An 18,379-nucleotide genomic window follows, 5' to 3' on the forward strand; every position below is an offset into this window, starting at 1 on the left:
CTCCCTGCCCTGCTCGCAGTGTCGTCAGATACCTTTGCCACACCATCGGTGAGGGTACGCCGTGGCAGACCACATCGACCGTTGTCAAGTTGTCGTAGGCACGCCCGAGGTAGTGTACCAGCCCTTTGATCTGACAGGGAGTCCCAGTGAAGAGGACGGGTCGTCCCTCTTTGAGAAACAGCTCCGCCCGCTGATAGTTATCGCCTATACGGCTCTGCAGGTACTTACTACCCCGAAAGGGTGCCAGCCCCTCAACCGTCTCCGTATAGTCGTGACAGACGCCCCAAGTCTCATCAAATCGCGCCCCAAAGACCACGCCCCCACGACTTAGCGTTTCCTCAGCAAGTAGCGTAAAGAGTCCTCCCGACGAACTCGCCTCGCGGAGCCCTTCGTCGGTAGCACATGCGGCATAGACAGCCAGTGGCTCACGAGGTGCGCCCAGCTGCATAAAGGGGCAGACCCGCTCACACTTATGACACTCGATGCAACGCTCCAGATCGACGACTGGATAGCCAAAGCCCTCCTCGTCACGCTCCAGTCGTATGCACTCCTTGGGGCACACCTGTCGGCACGCTTCGCAGCCACAGCAACGCCGCTTGTCCTCTATCTGTATCATCGTGTCTCAGTCTCTAGTGCACCACAAAGTTAACCATTCGCTTGGTAACAATCACAAAAACAGACGTGACGCATAAGGCTGACCATTATGAGTCTCCGATGAGGAGCTAGAACTCTTACAGCATCGTGTCTTGGTAGTAGTCGAGCGCCTCGGTGATGTCAAGAGGTGCGTTTTGTAGTTCGTGGACCTCACCGATGGCCGAGAGGGCGACGGTGGTGATGCGCTGGGCATCGCTATTCTTCTTGTCGTGGAGCATTAGCTCCCTGAGCGCATCGTAGTCTCGGCAGGTGATGGAGAGCGGACGGTACATCTCCTGCACTACGGCGAGCAACTGGTGTAGCACCTCCTTGGGGAAGCCCAGCTTGACATGCGAGAGATATAGCTCGGGCACGAGTCCTAGAGCGACCGCCTCGCCATGCAGCAAAGGCGTGTCGCTGTGCTGATGGCTCCACGCCTCAAAGGCATGTCCGAAGGTGTGCCCCAGGTTAAGCTGGTGACGCAGCCCCTGGTCTAGACGATCCTGAGCCACGATGTTGAGCTTGAACTGCACCGCCTCACGAATGAGCGGGGTGAGTTGTTCTAGGGAGAGCGGTTGCTCGGGCAGTACCTGCAGTAGCCGGCGCCACAGGTCGGGACCAACGAGCAGACCATACTTGATCAGCTCGCCACAGCCTGAGCGTAGCTCCTCCTCTGGGAGGCTCTCCAGCCAAGCTGTGTCGCAGAGCGTCAGCGTGGCAGCTTCATCGGCAAAAGCTCCGAGGAGGTTCTTGACACCCGCAAAGTTGACCCCGCATTTGCCCCCCACAGCAGCGTCTGCCATGGCGAGGAGCGTCGTGGGGAGTAGGACGAGCGAGATGCCCCGCATATAGATCTGAGCGAGGAAGCCAACGGCATCGCTCACGGCTCCACCGCCTAGCGCGATGAGTGTAGCTCCACGCGTGGCACCCTGCTCTAGGAGCCAGCGTGCCATCTCAGTGATGCCCTCGAGGCTCTTCGCCTCCTCAGGGTCATTGATCAGATAGCGGGGTAGCTCCGTTAGTTCGGGATAGTTTTTCGCTATAAGCTCTTGGCTCAGATGCCACACCTGCTCATCTGCCAGTAGGTAGTAGCTCTCGGGCTTACCTTGGCGGAGCAACTCCCGCAGGTAGTCGCCCATTAGATTGCCCACGAGCACCCTTGACTGGGTGGAGATGAAGGCTAGGGGTGGCATCTGGTCTAGCTATTTGGGCTAGCTGCTAAATCAGCGAGACGATATGGTCGATGGCTGCTTGGAGCCCCTCAGGGTTGCGTCCACCAGCCGTTGCAAAGTGTGGCTGACCACCGCCCCCGCCCTTGATGAGCGAGGCGACCTCCTTGATGAGCTTGCCTGCGTTGAGCCCCTTGTCGACAAGGTCTGGCGAGAGGATTACCGTGAGGGTGCACTTGCCCTCCTCGGCAGCACCGATGAGCGCTAGGTAAGAGCCCTGTAGTCGCTCACGGATGGTGCCAGCGACATCCTTAGAGACATCGCTACTCATGGACTTATTGACGGTGACAATGGTAGTCTCGCCACGCTTCATCTGATCGGCTAGAGCCTGCAGAGCTATTTGCTCCGCCTGAGCTTTGGTGTACTGCTCGATAGCCTTGCGCTGCTCGGCACTTTCGGCAATCAGTCGGTCTAGCGCCTTGAGCGGATCGGGCACATTGTTGAGTCGCTCGTTGAAGAGCTGCAACTGCTCCTCCAGATGGTGTACATACTCCTCCGCCTTGGGACCTGTGACCGCCTCGATACGTCTGATACCAGCGGCAATAGATCCCTCGCTGATAATCTTGAAAAAGCCTATCTGTCCCGTGCTAGCCACGTGGGTACCACCGCATAGCTCGACCGAGTCGCCATACTTGATGACACGAACCTCGTCGCCATACTTCTCGCCAAAGAGTGCCATCGCACCCATCTCCTTAGCCTGAGCAATCGGTACATTGCGACGCTCGTCACGAGGTCTGTCGGCACGAATCTCCGCATTGACCAGACGCTCTACCTCAGCAATCTCTTCGGGAGTTACCTTCTTGAAGTGTGAGAAGTCAAAGCGTAGCAGGTCTGCCGAAACAAGCGAACCCTTTTGCTCTACATGGGAGCCAAGCACGGCTCTCAGAGCGTGGTGCATCAGGTGCGTTGCCGTATGGTTTGCCTCCGTGAGGTGACGTAGCTCAGCCCCTACACGAGCGATGAGCGGCTGCTTGGGATCTGCGGGGAGGGTGGAGAGGATATGGACGGTGAGGTTGTTCTCCCGCTTGGTGTCTAGGATCGGGTACTCGGTGCCGTCCTGAGCGATGAGCACGCCCTTGTCACCGACCTGACCACCCATCTCAGCGTAGAAGGGTGTCTCCGCCAGCACCACCTGATAGTAGCTGTGCTTCTTGTCAGCCACCTTGCGGTAGCGCAGGATATGCGTCTCTATCTGGAGCGTCTCGTAGCCTACGAAGGTGCTCTCGGAGGTCTCCTCGTCGAGGACTTCCCAGTCGGCTGCGTCGACAGCTGCAGCCTGACGGGCACGGCTCTTCTGCTCCTGCATGAGCTTGTCAAAAGCGACCTGATCAAGCGTCATACCACGCTCCGATAGGATCAACTCCGTGAGGTCTAGTGGAAAGCCGTAGGTGTCGTACAGGACGAAAGCGTCGGCACCCGATAGAACTTTCGCATCTTGGGGTAGCTCTTGAATTTTGCTTTCTAGGAGCTTGAGCCCCTGAGCGAGGGTGCGTAGGAAGCTTTCCTCCTCTTCTTTGATCACCGAAGCGATCAGTTCGCGCTGAGCCACGATCTCGGGGTAAGCACCACCCATCACCTCATTGAGCGTGGGGAGGAGCGTGTAGAGCATCGGCTCATCGGCATGGAGGAAGGTGTAGGCGTAGCGCACGGCACGACGTAGGATACGACGGATCACGTAGCCCGCCTTAGCGTTGCTCGGGAGCTGTCCGTCGGCAATGGCAAAAGCAATCGTACGGATGTGGTCAGCGACGACACGCATGGCTATGTCCACCTGCTCGTTCTGACCGTACTGCTCCCCGCTGAGCGTCTCGATGGCGCGTATCAGAGGGGTGAAGAGGTCGGTGTCGTAGTTGGACTTCTTACCCTGCATAGCCATACAGAGGCGCTCGAAGCCCATACCCGTATCGATCACCTTGTGAGGTAGGGGCTCTAGATGCCCGTCAGCCTTGCGGTCGTACTGCATGAAGACGAGGTTCCAGATCTCGATGACTAGCGGGTGATCCTTATTGACTAGGTCACGACCGCAGATCTCCTGACGCTCCTCCTCGCTACGCAGGTCAATGTGTATCTCGGAGCAGGGACCGCAGGGACCGGTGTCGCCCATCTCCCAGAAGTTGTCCTTGCGAGAGCCATCGATGATTCGATCCTCCGTGGTGTGCTGAAGCCAGTAACCGGCCGCCTCGTCGTCACGGCTCAACCCCTCCTCGGCACTACCGCCGAAGACGGTCACGTAGAGCCGATCCTTGGGCAGATGGAGGCGCTCCGTGAGGAAGGTCCAGGCGAACTCGATAGCCTCTTTCTTGAAGTAATCGCCAAAGGACCAGTTGCCCAGCATCTCAAACATGGTGTGGTGGTAGGTATCGCGTCCTACCTCCTCGAGGTCGTTGTGCTTACCGCTGACGCGAAGGCACTTTTGCGAGTCTGCTGCACGACGATACTGAGGCTCTTTATTGCCCAGGATGATATCCTTAAACTGGTTCATCCCGGCATTGGTAAACATAAGTGTGGGGTCGTCCTTGATCACCATCGGTGCCGAAGGGACTATGCGGTGTCCGTGTTCCTCAAAGAAGTCGAGGAAGGCTTGTCGTATATCGTGTGCTGTCATCATAATCTATAAAGCATGCTATGCCAATACTTAATACGCTACAAAGATACGAAATTAGAGGTTAGAAGTTAGAGATTAGAGAGCTATCAACAGGGCTGACGCTTTATAATCCGCTTCTCGTTGATGACTTGCAAGGAGTATAGGGCTAAATCTTCGCTACAGAGCGGTATAGAGCCACTTGATAGTTTTTTTACTTCTCCGCTGATTTCAATCTCTACCGAGGGAATCGAGAATCTCCAGTGAGCAAACAAAAATTCCCCACGGAACCGGGAAATAAAAGTTCGGAAGAATGAGATGAAACTTCGGAAGAAAGATTTCGAAGTTCCGAAGAATTTTTCGTTTCCTCGCTGGATAATCCAGAATATCTACGGATGAATTTCCCGATTTCCTCCACCTTTCAGATTTCTGCCATAGAGACGTAAATGCATTCGTCCGCTATAATGCGTCCGCCCCATCAAAGACGGGGGGGTAGCTACTCAAAGCGTAATAGATAGTGGTGGTCAGCGTCGTCGTCTTCAATGAGGCGCCAGGTGCCTGAGTAGTAGAGCGTGTGCGGGGGCTCGTCGTGATGCCATGAGGTTAGCTCAATGCCTCGCTCACGGTCGTGGTAGGTGAGTAGGACGGAGTGCAGGAGCTCCCCACGGTAAAGCAACTGTCGAAGCGCGATCCGTTCGCCTGGGTGTAGGATGATCTGTCGAGCCATCGGTCTGGTGCTACGCTTGCTAGGGGGCTACGAACTGACCTTAGCGAGCGATGATGCGGAGGTCATGTAGCCTGAAGTGTAGCGACTGCGTACCTAGATAGTCTGTCGGTAGGCTGTAGATGGCGATGGTGAGAGTGTCTTTTGCAGAGAAGTGCGGGACAGCGCGTTTGCGCTCTTTTTTCGGGGCACTCTCGGGGAGGCTATTTGCGAGGCTATCCGTCAGACCACTTAATATACTATCGGTTGGGATGGTAGGCTCTTCAGGTTCGCTTGGCTCTGCTGTACTCTCTGGCGCAGACTCTCCTAGGGTGAGCACGAAGACTCCTCCGATGGGCAACCTTGTTGACACACTCTCCATAGCTAAGGGCGGAGTCTTAGCGTCCAACTGCTTGGAGAGCGCTATGCACGGCATCTGTCCCTGCTCTGGTATGTGTGAGCCACTGATGAGTCCCTGTATCTCTATCTGATGTATGGTGTCGGGGAGGTGAGGTAGGTCTGCGAGAGCTACCTTCCAGAGGTAGCTGCTCTGTCTACTATTGATGCAGATAGGATAGGTGGACAGCGGAGTGACAGGATAGGAAAGCGTGTCGGGTAGTGGCGAGTAGAAGTTGCCCTCGTCACCCTCCAGGCCAATCTTGAAGAAGCCTGTCGTGCGCTCCAATATATCGACCTCTCGCTGTATACTAGCTGAGGACTGAGCGATGATCTTCTGAAGGAGCCTAGCCTTGGAGGCGGAGAGGTAGTAGATAGTGCTGTCTAGATCCTCCTGAGATACACCATGAGCCTGAAGTATGGAGACGTAGATCGAGTCTTGCTGGTCGGAGCTAAGGTAGAGTGTCTGACCTATCCCACGAGCTGAGTAGAGCTCGGTGAGTATTTGCTCCAGCTTATCATTCGGTATGCGTTGCCACGAGCGCTTCTTGCAGCCACTCCCGAGTAGGAGTAGCAGCACGCTCAGTAGCCCAAGCTTGAGCAAAGAGGTCTTAACACTGAAGGCTCGCATTATCGCTTACTTAGCTCGTTTACTCGTGTGGCGATGCTTGCCTCGGAGATAGATCCAAAGACGGTCAAGCGCACGTGTCGTGGTGCGTGGATAGCAGATGAGTAGCGCCAGCACGCCTACGGTGATGCAGCTGTCGGCAATGTTAAAGATGGGGCTGAAGAAGGTGTACGGCTCGCCACCACCTATCGGAAACCACTCGGGCAGTACCGTCGTGAAGAGGGGGAAGTAGAGCATATCAACCACATGTCCCTCAAGCCACGGGGCATAGCCTACCGCTCCTGCTGTCGTAGGGACAAACTGTGCCACCTGTCCGATGGAGGAGGTGAAGAGCTGTCCGTAGAAGAGGGAGTCAATGAGATTGCCGATGCCTCCTGCGAGCACGAGTCCTATGATAATGCAAAAGCCTAGCGAGTAGTGCCTGCACTGCCGAACGAAGCGGGTGAGCCAAACGCCTAGCCCAATCATCGCTACGATGCGGAAGGCGGTCAGGAGGAGCTTGCTCCCCAGTTCCACACCGTAGGCCATGCCACGGTTCTCTACAAAGTAGATGCGAAACCAGTCGAAGATGTGGTACTCCTGACCAACGTACATATGCGTCTTGATCCAAATCTTGACGACCTGATCAATGACGATGAGAAGCAGAATGAGCCCTGCGACAATCCAGTGGCGCTGGCTAGTTCGAGTCATATGAGGTGCGGGATGACTTTACTTACGCTTGTCGCGATTGAGCTTAGCCTCGATACTCTTCGTCGTATGAGGTACCGCACGGAGACGCTCCTTGGGAATAAGCTTGCCCGTGACGGAGCAGATCCCATAAGTGCCGTTTTGGATGCGTAGGAGAGCTGCCTCGAGCTTCTCGATGAAGTCCTGCAGACGCTGTGCCTGAGCATCATTCTCCAGACGAGCCTGAGTGATGGCGCCCTCGTCTAGATCCTTGTAGGTAGGCGTCGTGTCGCTGATGTCGTTAGCGTTGTCCGCACGGAGCATATTGAGATCTTCACGAGCCTGAGCGATCTTCTTCTCAATGAGGATGCGAAACTCCTCTAGCTCCTCGGGGTTATATCTTTTCTTGCCGCTGTCTTCCATACTGTTTGTGTATCTATTGGTGCGCTGTAGGCGAAGCTCTTTAGGGGGGAAAGCTTTTATCGCCTACAGGCGCCGTGGTTTATGTATTATACTTTGCTGATTTGTACCGCTATCGGGGTGCCGTCAAGGTCAATCTCCTCGGCATCGCTGAGCACCTCGGAGTAGTCGATTATGTCGGCCTGTACTTGCGTCTGGACGTACTCCTGATGAGTACGGAGCGCCTGTACAACCTCCTCGGGAGCCATCACGAGTAGCTCGATGTGATCGTTGACCTCGTAGCCAGACTGCTTGCGGAGGTTCTGTATGCGGTTGACAAACTCACGAGCCGTACCCTCTGCTATGAGCTCAGGAGTGAGCGTGATGTCTAGAGCCACCGTGTGACGACCCTCATTGGCGACCGTCCAGCCTGGGATATCCTGAGCAATGATCTGTACATCCCCGAGATCGACCACAATAGGCTGATCACCGATCGTCAGGGTGAGCTGACCCGTCTGCTCCAGCTCATTGATCTGCTCAGTAGAGAGCGCACTGATCTGAGCTGCCAGCGCTTTCATATTTTTGCCCACCTTAGGCCCTAGAGCCTTAAAGTCGGGCTTGACCGTGCGTACCCAGATTGAGTCTGAGGGATCAACAAAGCGAATGTCCTTCACGTTGACCTCGCTGAGCAATAGGTCGTGAACCTGCTCCATGTGGATCTTGTCGGCGGGGTCATTGACCGGTAGCATGATGGCGCTAAGCGGTTGACGCACCTTGATATTGACCTTGCGACGCAGGGAGAGGACTAGAGTTGAGTAGATCTGAGCCAGCTCCATGCTGCGCTCTAGGTCTAGGTCTATCTGCGCCTCGTTAGCTACGGGATAGTCGGAGAGGTGCACCGACGCAGACTCCTCGTGCAGGTCACGGTAGAGTCTATCTGCGTAGAAAGGTGCAATAGGCGCCATCAGCTGAGCCACTACCGAGAGACACTGGTAGAGCGTCTGGTAGGCACTCAGTTTGTCATCGGTCATAGAGCCCGCCCAGAAGCGCTTGCGCGAGAGACGCACATACCAGTTGCTCAAATGCTCTGTGACAAAGTTCTCGATGGCACGTCCCGCAGGCGTTGGGTCGTAGCTTGCCAGCTTGCCGTCCACCTCCTTGATGAGCGAGTTGAGACGCGAGAGGATCCAGCGATCTATCTCAGGACGATCCGCATAGGGAATCTGCGCCACGGCAGGATCGAAGCCGTCCAAGTTGCCATAGAGGGCGAAGAACTGGTAGGTGTTGTAGAGCGTGCCGAAGTATTTGCGGCTCACCTCCTCGACACCCTTCGGGTCAAAGCGAATGTTCTCCCACGGATTGGCATTGGTAATCATGTACCAGCGAAGGGGGTCTGAGCCATACTGCTGGATGACTCCAAAGGGATCGACCGCATTGCCTAGACGCTTGCTCATCTTGTTGCCATCCTTGTCGAGGACGAGCCCATTGACGAGGACATTTCTGAAGGCTATGCTCCCCTGCGTCATCGTAGCGATAGCATGGAGCGTAAAGAACCAACCACGCGTCTGATCCACGCCCTCAGCGATGAAGTCGGCGGGGAAAACCTTCCCACTCTCGACCTCCTCGCGATGCTCAAAGGGGTAGTGCACCTGCGCAAAAGGCATCGCACCCGAGTCAAACCATACATCGATCAGATCGCTCTCACGACGCATCGGACGCTTGCCATCCTGAGCCACGAGTGTGATCTCGTCAACATAGGGACGGTGCAGATCGATCTTGTCATAGTTCTCCTCGCTGTAGTCGCCAGGGGTAAAGCCTGCGAGCGGATTGGCCGACATGACACCAGCCTGCACTGCGCGCTCACACTCTTTGTAAAGCTCCTCGACAGAGCCGATGCAGATCTCCTCATCGCCATCCTCGGTACGCCAGATAGGGAGGGGGGTACCCCAGTAGCGACTACGAGAGAGGTTCCAGTCCTGGAGGTTCTCCAGCCACTTGCCGAAGCGTCCTACCCCGATGGCTGCGGGATGCCAGTCAATCGTCTCATTGAGGCGCATCATCTCCTCACGGCACGCCGTAGAGCGGATGAACCAGCTATCTAGCGGGTAGTAGAGGATAGGCTTGTCCGTACGCCAGCAGTGGGGATAGTTGTGCGTATGCTTCTCAACTCGGAAGACGCGGTTCTCGTGCTTGAGCATGACGCATATATCTACGTCTAGCGTCTCCTTGTCAGGTGTGTCCTTGGGATCGTAATCCTTCTTGACATAGCGCCCAGCGTAGGTGTCGTAGAGAGGTACATTGACCGACTCCTTGAGGAATTGATGATCTAGCGCCTCAATCTTGTAAAAGCGCCCTTTCAAGTCAACCATCGGACGCAGCTGCCCCTTGTTGTCTATCATTAGAAGAGGAGGAACGCCCGCCGCCTTGGCAACACGCTCATCGTCTGCTCCGAAGGTCGGTGCAATGTGTACGATACCAGTACCATCCTCGGTGCTAACATAGTCGCCAGGGATGACTCGGAAAGCTCCTTCGCCAGGATTGACCCACGGGATGAGCTGCTCGTAGTGAATACCGACGAGGTCGCTACCCTTGCAGGTTGAGAGGCGGTGCCAGGGAGCCTTCTTGTAGGTCTCCTTGTCCCACGTCTCAGGGAGCTCGCTCACCTCGCTCTCAGCGTCAAAGTAACTGCCGAGAAGCGTCGTGGCGAGTACCACCGTAATCGGCATAGCGCTGTAGGGGTTGAACGTCTCCACGGCGCAGTACTCGATCGATGGCCCCACGCAGAGAGCCGTATTCGACGGAAGCGTCCACGGAGTGGTGGTCCAAGCTAGGAAAAAGCTTTCACCACGCCCCCGAAGTGACTCAGGTGCATCAATGATGCGAAACTGTGCGGTACAGACCGTATCCTTGACATCACGATAGCACCCTGGCTGGTTCAGCTCGTGCGAGCTTAGTCCCGTGCCTGCGGCTGGGCTGTAGGGCTGTATGGATAGACCTTTGTATAGTAACCCTTTCTTGTATAGCTCCTTGAGAAGGTACCAGAGCGTCTCGATGTACTTATTCTTGTAGGTTACGTAGGGGTGCTCCATGTCGACCCAGTAACCCATCTGCTTGGTCAGCGACTCCCACTCGGCGGTGTACTTCATCACCTCCTTGCGGCAGGTCTGATTGTACTCAGCGACAGAGATGGTCTTACCGATCGCATCCTTGGTGATGCCGAGCTTCTTCTCAACACCCAGCTCTACAGGCAGACCGTGCGTATCCCAGCCCGCACGACGATCTACACGGTAGCCGTGCATCGTCTTGTAGCGGCAGATGATATCCTTGATAGAGCGCGCTATGACGTGGTGTATGCCAGGCATTCCGTTGGCCGAGGGAGGACCCTCGTAGAAGGTAAAAAGAGGAGCATCCTCACGCTGGTGTAGCGAGCGGTGGAAGAGCTGCTCTTGTTCCCACTGAGCTAGCATCTCCTGGTTGATCTGTGCGAAGTCGGCAGACTGGTATTCCTTAAACGGTTTCTTCATTGGAGCTTTCGTATAAGATATGCCCACAAAGATACAGAATATCGCTCAAATAGCTTATTAATCGTCCGTCAACTGCCAAACCGAAGTATTGATACAAAATGACCTCATCTACGTCTTAATGAAAGAAATCAAACAATTTCTCCGTAGAGATTTTTGATTATCCAGCGAAGGACGAACAAATTCTTCCGAACTTTCATTTCTTTCTTCCGAAGTTTCATTTCATTCTTCCGAAGTTTCATTCCGTCCCTCGGTGAAGAATTTTCAATTCCTTATGAACTATTATAAAAAAGCCCCGAGGGATTTGCATCTGGAGACTGCTGCAAAAGTCAATAGTCTCACAATCTTGCCAAGATTGTCCTGACTTTGCAGAAAGGATGAAGCGCAAGGCGCTGAAGGGAAGGTCTGAAGGGAGCACACCTCCGCATGTACCCGAAGCCAATCCCGAAAGCAACACAGCAATTCGCCTTTATGCAACAGTCTCATCTAGTTTCTACATGCTTGCGAGTCGTATAGCCGATGAAGAAGATCTTCCGAACAAATACAAAAAAGCCCCACGTCTGCTGAGCAGAGTGTGGGGCTTCGTATGATGGGAGCCGAGGGAAACTATTGACCAGTCCGCTGGCTCGCTATGCTGGTCGTGAGCGTACTAGATGCCTAGCTGCTTCTTGACCTGAGCCGTGATATCTACGGCAGAAGACCCAGAGTAGAGCATCATCGTAGACTCCATAACGTAGGTATAGCCACCTGCATCGCCTACCTTCTTGATGGCCTCTACGATCTTCTGCTGGATGGGTGCCATGAGCGTGCCTTGCTGCTTCTCCATGTCTTGCTGCATAGCCTGATAGGAGCGCTGGATGCGATTTTGCAGGTCAGTGAGCTCCTGCTCACGACTCTTGAGGAGCGCCTCGGAGAGACCCTCCTTGTCCTTCATATAGAGTTCGAGCTTCTTCTGATACTCGTCGTTCATCGTCTGCATCTCTGCGGTGTACTTCTTGTCCAGCTCTTGGAGACGATCCTGAGCAACCTTCATATCAGGCATTGCGGAGAGGAGCTCCTGTGAGTTGACGACTGCTATCTTCTGCTGAGCCGTAGCTACAATAGGGAGCAAGAGGAGGAGTAGGGATAGAAACAGATTCTTTGTCTTCATTGTTCTGTATTTAAGTTATTGATAATGCGTATGTATATGGTTAGCGCTTGCGTCCATAGCCTAGCTTCTCTAGGACTTGGTCGCTGATGTCGATAGATGGATTGGCAAAGACGATACCTGCCGTAGAGCGGTCAAGAACTAGCTGGAATCCGCTCTGCGAAGCGATCTCCTTGATTGCTTGCCATATCTCGTCTTGCAGAGGCTTGACCATCTTAGAGCGACGCTCAAAGAGCTCACCCTCGGGTCCGAAGTACTTGCCTTGTAGCTCGGTGGCCTGCTGCTCGGTCTTGACGATCTCCTCTTCGCGCTGACGCTTTTGCTCAGCAGTGAGGAAGACGAGGTCGCTCTGATACTTCTTATAGAGCGTCTCAGCCTTGTCTTGGAGCGTCTTGACTTCCTGCTGCCAACGCTTAGAGACGGTCTCAAGCTGCTCATTCATCATCTCATAGTTGGGGATGTTCTTGAGGATATACTGCATATCCACAAGGGCAAACTTCTGTGCTGATGCTCCCAGCGTAAGGGCTAGGAGGAGTGTGAGGAGATATAGATGCTTTCTCATAATATTGATGTTTAGAAGGTCCGTACTAGTGTGTATAGATGGCTTGGGGAGCTCTTTGTTTAAGGAGGTCAAGCAGTCTACTCACGTACTCAGGGAGTTAGAACTCCTGTCCCATGACGATGTGAATGTTGCTACCGCCACGCTGTGAGGAGCCATCGGGCTTGTCAAAGCCATAGCCCCAGTCAAGTCCGAGCATACCGAGGAAAGGTAGCGTGATACGGAAGCCGACACCGGCTGAGCGCTTGAGGTTGAAAGCGTTGAAACTACTAAGATCACGCCACGCATTACCTGCCTCGAGGAAGGCGACGCCCCATACGTTGTACTGCCCCTCAAAGAGAATGGGCACACGTAGCTCAGCCATCATACGCATATAGGCGTAAGCGTAGTCATAGTTGCCACCAGCGATCGATCCGTTGCTATATCCACGTAGCGGGATGGTCTCGTTGAGGAAGTTGCCTACGTAGCCACTCATGTTGTCACCACCCATGTAGTAGGTGCCGAAGGGTGAGCGCTTAAACGGTGTATAGTGACCGATGAAGCCCGCATCTAGACGGGTCATAAGGACTGGAGTATACTTCACCGTAACAGGATTCATAAGCGGTGTGAAGACCTTGCCAGAGAACTTCCACTTGTGGTACTCCACAAAGCGGTAGCGATCCTCCGACTTGAGATTGATGTTGGAGTAGTCAATGCCGTCCCAGAGGGAGTATGGAGGCGTAGCACTGACTGAAAGCGTAAAGGAGGAGCCACGACGGGTATAAATCGGGTTATCGATCGAGTTACGCGAGAGCGCTAGTGTGAGGCTTATATCGTTAGCGTGACCATTGTGAAAGCCTTGGAAGGTTTCGTAGACCCAGTCTCGGAGGTAGTAGTGGGTATAGTTGAGCGTAGCATTGACATTAAACCAGTTGTCTGGCCAGTTGAGTCGCTTACCGAAGCCGACCGTAGCTCCGAAGATGTGCATAGACTGGTTGGGGTTGTATGCGTTTTCCATCAGCGACTGCCTGTACCCACCATCGTAGCCATAGCCCCCGTAACCGCCATAGCCGTAACCGCCGTAGCCACCATAGCCTCCGTATCCGCCATAGTAGCCTGGGTAGTAGCCCATGCCCTGCGTACGGTTGTTATAGTAGCGGGTATCGATAGCGGTCTGCATGGAGTAGAAGAGCGATGCCGTAAAGAAGTTCGGACGCTTGCCACCAAACCAGGGGTCGGAGAATTGTATACTAAACGAGTGATAGTAGCGACCATTACTCATCGCATTCAAGGAGAGGGTCTGCCCATCGCCCTGCGGGATGAAACCACGGTACGCCTTCGGGTGGAAGAGGTTGTAGATCGAGAAGTTGGTAAAGTTGATACCCGCACGTCCGATGATACCGGCCTGAGACCAACCGAAGGAGAGCTCAAACTTGTCATTGTTCCTGCGTTGCAGCGAGTACTCTATATCCACAGTACCCTCCTGAGGGTTGGGGATTGGCGTGGGGAAGCTCTTCTCTGGATCAAAGTGCCCGAGCTGATTGAGCGTCATCCAGGAGTTCATCATATCCTCCTTGCTAAAGAGCTTGCCTGGCTTCGTATAGAGCTCACGACGGACCACCTCCTCGTAGATGTCATGGTTGCCTCGTATGATCACCTTGTCGATGGTAGCCTGCGGACCCTCAACGATGCGCAGGTCAAGCGATACGGAGTCGCCCTCAACGTAGGTCTCCACGGGATCTATGCCTGAGAAGATATATCCGTTGTTGTAGTAGAGGTTGGCGACAGCATCGTCCTCGACATAGAGACGCTTCGTAAGACGATCCTGATCATAGACGTCTCCGTGCTGCATACCGAGCATAGCCTCGAGGAGTGGCGTAGGGAACTTCGTATTGCCGACGAAGTTGATATCCTTGATGTAGTAGCGATGCCCCTCGGAGATGTTGATGAAGATGTCGATCTGCTTATCGTTCTTTGGATTGCGAGCGATGGAGTCTGAGAGAATCTCCGCATCACGGTAACCCGCCTTGTGGTAAGCATTTAGGATATTGCGCAGATCCTCCTGATAAGTGTCTTGGATAAACTTCTTGCTCTGGAAGAGCTCTAAGAGAGAGTTCCAGAGGTTGCCACGATTAAGGCGAAAGACTTCGTTCGTCTTCTTCATCGCCTTACGCAGATCGGTGTCGGAGAGCGCCTTATTTCCCGAGAAGTAGATGTTAGCTATCTTCGTTTTGTACTTCTTATCGACCGTGATGCCGAGCTTGACATACCCTTCACGAGATAGATCAGGCTGCTGATCAAAGGTAACCTCCATCTCGCTATAACCCTTCTCATTGTAATACTTCTGTATCAGTTGCTCTGTACGGTCGAGGACATTGGGAGAGAGCTGCATGCTCTCACGTAGACCCGTCTTGGCCTCTAGGTCTTCCTGCTCCGACTTCTTGATGTTGTGGTAAGTGACCGAGGCAATCCGAGGATGCTGCTCTAGCTGCACCTCTAGCCACACTTTGTCGCCCACATACTTAGTCACCAGTACACGCGCATTGGCAAAGGCTCCGTTGCGTGTAAACTGCTGTACCACAGCTGTCGTTGCTACACCTGGGATCTCTATCCGATCCCCTACCTTGAGACCCGTATAGCCTAGCAAGACCTCCTGGTCGTACCCTTGTGCACCAGTGATGGTCACGCCCGCAATGGTCTTGGTGACGGGGCGAGCGTAGTCAATCGTGGGGGCATAGATCGTGTCGGCTGGAGTGGTAGCAACTTGCGCGCTCGCTGTAGTTACCGCGAGGAGCGCTATAAGTGCGAAGAGTATATTGTGATATCGTTGCATTGTCATCATTAGGAGATCTGATGGGTCTGTGATGTATGGGTCTTTGTTTTACTGTGGCACCGTGCCGAAGCGTCGCTGGCGTAAGGCAAAGTCTGCAAGCGCCTTATCCAGCTCTGCCTCATCAAAGTCTGGCCATAATGTGTCTGTGAAGTACAGCTCTGTGTAAGCTGATTGGAGTAGGAGAAAGTTCGAGAGCCGCTGCTCTCCACCCGTCCGAATGAGCAGGTCAGGCATCGGCATACCACTAGTGTAGAGATAGTCATTGATCAGATCGGGGCGTGACAGGTCGTCATTGCTGAGATGTCCCGACTGCACATCCGCAACGATATGCTGTATCGCATGACTGACCTCCGTATAGGAGGAGTAGCTCAGCGCCATGCCTAGGGTGATCCGCTTGCCATCCTTGGTCTGCTCCATAGAGTCTCTGAGCTGCGCTGCCGTTTCGGTGGGGAGCTGGTCAATATCTCCGATGGCTCGTAGCCGCACTCCCTCCTTGATGAAGCGGGGCGTGTAGTGATGTAGTCCCTCTGCTAGGAGCTGCATGATATAGTTAACCTCAGTCTCTGGGCGGTTCCAGTTCTCTGTACTGAAGGCGTAAACCGTCAGATATGGGATGCCCCGATCGGCTACGGCACTGAGGATAGTCTCCAGGGCATCAACACCCTGCTTGTGTCCATAGCTACGCGACAGGCCTCGTCGCTGAGCCCAGCGACCATTGCCGTCCATGATGATGGCTATATGTTGCGGAGTCTGCTGTTTCATCATTTTGGTGTCTGCCAGTTAGGGTAGCTGTCCGATCCGTGACAAGGTTCGCTGCGCTTGCCAAATTCATAGGTTATACTCACGATCAAGCCTATCGTAGCGTCGCCCCCCTTGATCCAGTTCGCAGGCATCCCGTAAGGGTTGTTGAGCCAGCCCGTCTGCTCCGTAGGCGTGTCCAGGTGGGAGCTAAGGTAATAGATACCTTGCAGTGCTGCAATCAAGTTAAGGCGATTGCGAATCTTGTACTTGATCCCCGTCTTGATGCCAGCCCCTGGCAGGAAAGCCATCTTGTGCCCCGAGAGCGTCGTCCCGACACTGAGACCAGCACCTATATAAGGCACCAAAGAGCGAGTCTGCAGGTAGCGAAACTTGTCGCTGTAGTGAGCAAAGTTGTACTCCGCCCAGCCGTTTAGCGTCAACAGATGAGAGGCTCCACGGGTAGCTTGATTAGCCTCCCTAGCCTGCGGATAGTCTGTCTGCGCATAGCGACAGTCGAAGGGGAGGAAGCTGTAGCCCAGTTCACCCGAAAAGGCCAACCGGAAGTTGTGATTATAGCGAAAAGCGACTCCGCCCATTCCCCCTATCGGTACGAAGGGGATACGTCTATTCGCATTCCCTAGATAGGACGCAGCACCTACATATCCTCCCATCTCATAGCGATACTCCTGCGCCGTCAGCGAGACAGCGCAGAGCATCAAGAGGAGAGGAGCCAGAAGGCAGGAGCGAGTCGGCATAAGTCTACGAGGGTATACTTACTTAAAGCGAATAGGCTGCCCAATCCAAAGCGTAGGAGCCCCACCCTTTAGTCCGCCGAAGAGATAAATGCGACCATCATCGCCACGGTAAAGCGCTAAGCCACGCTGATGCTTCTGCCCCTTGTCATAGTAGAGAGGTGGAAGTATCGACTCCTCTGTCAATGGCTGCCATACAGTGCCGTGGTCTAGCGATACATAGACACGCATCGCTGGTTGCTCAGTATGCTTAGGACGAGCGGCAGGCTTGACAAGCAGTATCGTCTGGTCTTTTGGCTCATAGACCATAGCTCCTGGCAGACTGCTTGGCCAGATCTTACTTACCACCTTGGCATCGTGAGGTGTAAGCCAGTCACGGCCATTGGAGGAGGTGTAGACCAGTGCCGTGGTATCTGCTACGGAGCCCCCGACTAGAAGAGCCACAGGATGATACTCGATGGTGAGCGAAAGACGAGCGTTGTCCTTAAGCGGGAAAGCCTTCGGAACTCGTATGCCACGCTCACTGCCGAAGTGTACGCCATCGGTAGACTTCACAGCCACAAGCTGGGTATTCGCTCCTCTATAGTATAGGTTGCCCAAGAGGTAAGAAGCTCTACCAGGCAAATCGTTGCTCTGATTCCACTTACCACCTTGATGTTCATAGATGACCATCTGCCCGCTCTCCTGCAGACAGAGAATTGCATCACTGCCACCCCGCTCTGCGATGTCCATAATGGGTGAGTCAAGCTTCTTAGATATCGTCACCTCTTGCCATAACTCAGGCTCCTTGTGCGAGGCACGCCATAGATGCCTCTCGGTATCGGTGCGAGCGAAGTAGTAGTAAGCCTCGCCATTGTCCACGAGACGGCTCAGGACGATATTTTCATTCATCGCTATGGTTGGCGCTGCGTGCGCGGACTTCGTCCATGTGTGGGTGTAGGGGTCACGGTCGTAGATGTTTATCTTGAGCTTGTACTCCTTGGTTAGAGAGGCATTCTTGCGATGGTGCATCACGATGCGTACCCCCTCCGCATACTTGGACATATTGACCGTGTCCACCCCTGACGTTGAGGGTTGCTCGACACCTGCTATGTAAACCTTAGGCAGTGCGTCTGGCGAAGCTGTTATCTTCAACTTAACCCTACCTATTTTGGTTCCCTTAGGCAGCGGACGAGCGTTGTATATCAACCCTTTTCGGTGATCTATGGAGAAGATCGTTTTCTCCAGCTCAGGGACAGACGTGTCACTCAGCTTGAGCCCTGAGATTAGTACACTCTCTAGCTGCACATCTTCAACAAGCGACTTGCGCTGGCATGAGGGCAGACCCATAAGCGGTAGCAAAGCTACGGCGAGGAATAGGTATCTATGGAGAGATTGTATGGTGCGAATCATATAGAATACTTGATATGAAGACAAAGATACTACTTCCCGCGAAAATAGCGGTTAGACTCAGGACCGAGTAAGCGCTATAGTTGCTTCTATATCTTCACTAAGTCCGATATCTCCCGAGGAAATCCCCAATAGCTCCCGAGGAAATGGAAATTCTCCACCGAGCGCCGAAATAAAACTTCGGAAGAATGAAATGAAACTTCGGAAGAATGAAATGAAAGTT

The 18,379-nt window shown here is 53.9% G+C and carries 14 protein-coding genes; all 14 read right to left on the minus strand.

Annotation, left to right across the window (positions count from 1 at the left end; translation table 11 throughout):
• A partial coding sequence (locus tag Q0X57_RS02795; protein WP_297727301.1) for a Coenzyme F420 hydrogenase/dehydrogenase, beta subunit C-terminal domain occupies window positions 1-616 on the minus strand: 616 nt, incomplete at its 3' end.
• A gap of 115 nt (window positions 617-731) precedes the next feature.
• On the minus strand, window positions 732-1,826 hold the full coding sequence (locus Q0X57_RS02800; RefSeq protein ID WP_297727304.1) for a 3-dehydroquinate synthase family protein: 1,095 nt from the start codon (window positions 1,824-1,826) through the stop codon (window positions 732-734).
• 25 nt (window positions 1,827-1,851) lie between these two features.
• Complete coding sequence (gene alaS / locus Q0X57_RS02805) at window positions 1,852-4,470, minus strand: alanine--tRNA ligase (protein WP_297727307.1); 2,619 nt, start codon at window positions 4,468-4,470, stop codon at window positions 1,852-1,854.
• 469 nt (window positions 4,471-4,939) lie between these two features.
• Window positions 4,940-5,170 carry a hypothetical protein gene (locus tag Q0X57_RS02810; protein ID WP_297727310.1) on the minus strand — a complete coding sequence of 77 codons (231 nt, stop codon included), beginning with the start codon at window positions 5,168-5,170 and terminating at the stop codon, window positions 4,940-4,942.
• A gap of 40 nt (window positions 5,171-5,210) precedes the next feature.
• A complete protein-coding gene (locus Q0X57_RS02815) occupies window positions 5,211-6,173 on the minus strand; it encodes a DUF4296 domain-containing protein (RefSeq protein ID WP_297727313.1) in 963 nt (320 codons plus the stop codon).
• Window positions 6,174-6,179: 6 nt separating this feature from the next.
• Entirely contained in the window at window positions 6,180-6,860 is a 681-nt protein-coding gene (locus tag Q0X57_RS02820) for a lipoprotein signal peptidase (RefSeq protein ID WP_297727315.1), read from the minus strand.
• A gap of 18 nt (window positions 6,861-6,878) precedes the next feature.
• A complete protein-coding gene (locus tag Q0X57_RS02825) occupies window positions 6,879-7,259 on the minus strand; it encodes a TraR/DksA C4-type zinc finger protein (protein ID WP_297727317.1) in 381 nt (126 codons plus the stop codon).
• An 86-nt stretch (window positions 7,260-7,345) separates the two neighbouring features.
• Window positions 7,346-10,759 carry an isoleucine--tRNA ligase gene (gene ileS / locus Q0X57_RS02830; RefSeq protein ID WP_297727319.1) on the minus strand — a complete coding sequence of 1,138 codons (3,414 nt, stop codon included), beginning with the start codon at window positions 10,757-10,759 and terminating at the stop codon, window positions 7,346-7,348.
• Window positions 10,760-11,405: 646 nt separating this feature from the next.
• The gene (locus tag Q0X57_RS02835; RefSeq protein ID WP_297727322.1) at window positions 11,406-11,906 is read right to left on the minus strand and encodes an OmpH family outer membrane protein; all 501 of its coding nucleotides are present in this window, start codon (window positions 11,904-11,906) and stop codon (window positions 11,406-11,408) included.
• Window positions 11,907-11,946: 40 nt separating this feature from the next.
• Complete coding sequence (locus tag Q0X57_RS02840) at window positions 11,947-12,465, minus strand: OmpH family outer membrane protein (protein WP_025883252.1); 519 nt, start codon at window positions 12,463-12,465, stop codon at window positions 11,947-11,949.
• A 97-nt stretch (window positions 12,466-12,562) separates the two neighbouring features.
• Window positions 12,563-15,283 carry a POTRA domain-containing protein gene (locus tag Q0X57_RS02845; protein WP_297727326.1) on the minus strand — a complete coding sequence of 907 codons (2,721 nt, stop codon included), beginning with the start codon at window positions 15,281-15,283 and terminating at the stop codon, window positions 12,563-12,565.
• A gap of 39 nt (window positions 15,284-15,322) precedes the next feature.
• Complete coding sequence (locus Q0X57_RS02850) at window positions 15,323-16,039, minus strand: isoprenyl transferase (protein ID WP_297727330.1); 717 nt, start codon at window positions 16,037-16,039, stop codon at window positions 15,323-15,325.
• Window positions 16,036-16,770 (minus strand): hypothetical protein, encoded by a 735-nt coding sequence (locus Q0X57_RS02855; protein WP_297727333.1) that lies wholly within the window; start codon window positions 16,768-16,770, stop codon window positions 16,036-16,038. The genes Q0X57_RS02850 and Q0X57_RS02855 overlap by 4 nt, the downstream gene beginning before the upstream one ends.
• Window positions 16,771-16,788: 18 nt before the next feature.
• Window positions 16,789-18,159 (minus strand): DUF6242 domain-containing protein, encoded by a 1,371-nt coding sequence (locus Q0X57_RS02860; RefSeq protein ID WP_297727336.1) that lies wholly within the window; start codon window positions 18,157-18,159, stop codon window positions 16,789-16,791.
• Between the last annotated feature and the right edge of the window lie 220 nt (window positions 18,160-18,379).

The sequence above is a fragment of the uncultured Porphyromonas sp. genome (assembly GCF_947254915.1).
GTDB lineage: Bacteria > Bacteroidota > Bacteroidia > Bacteroidales > Porphyromonadaceae > Porphyromonas.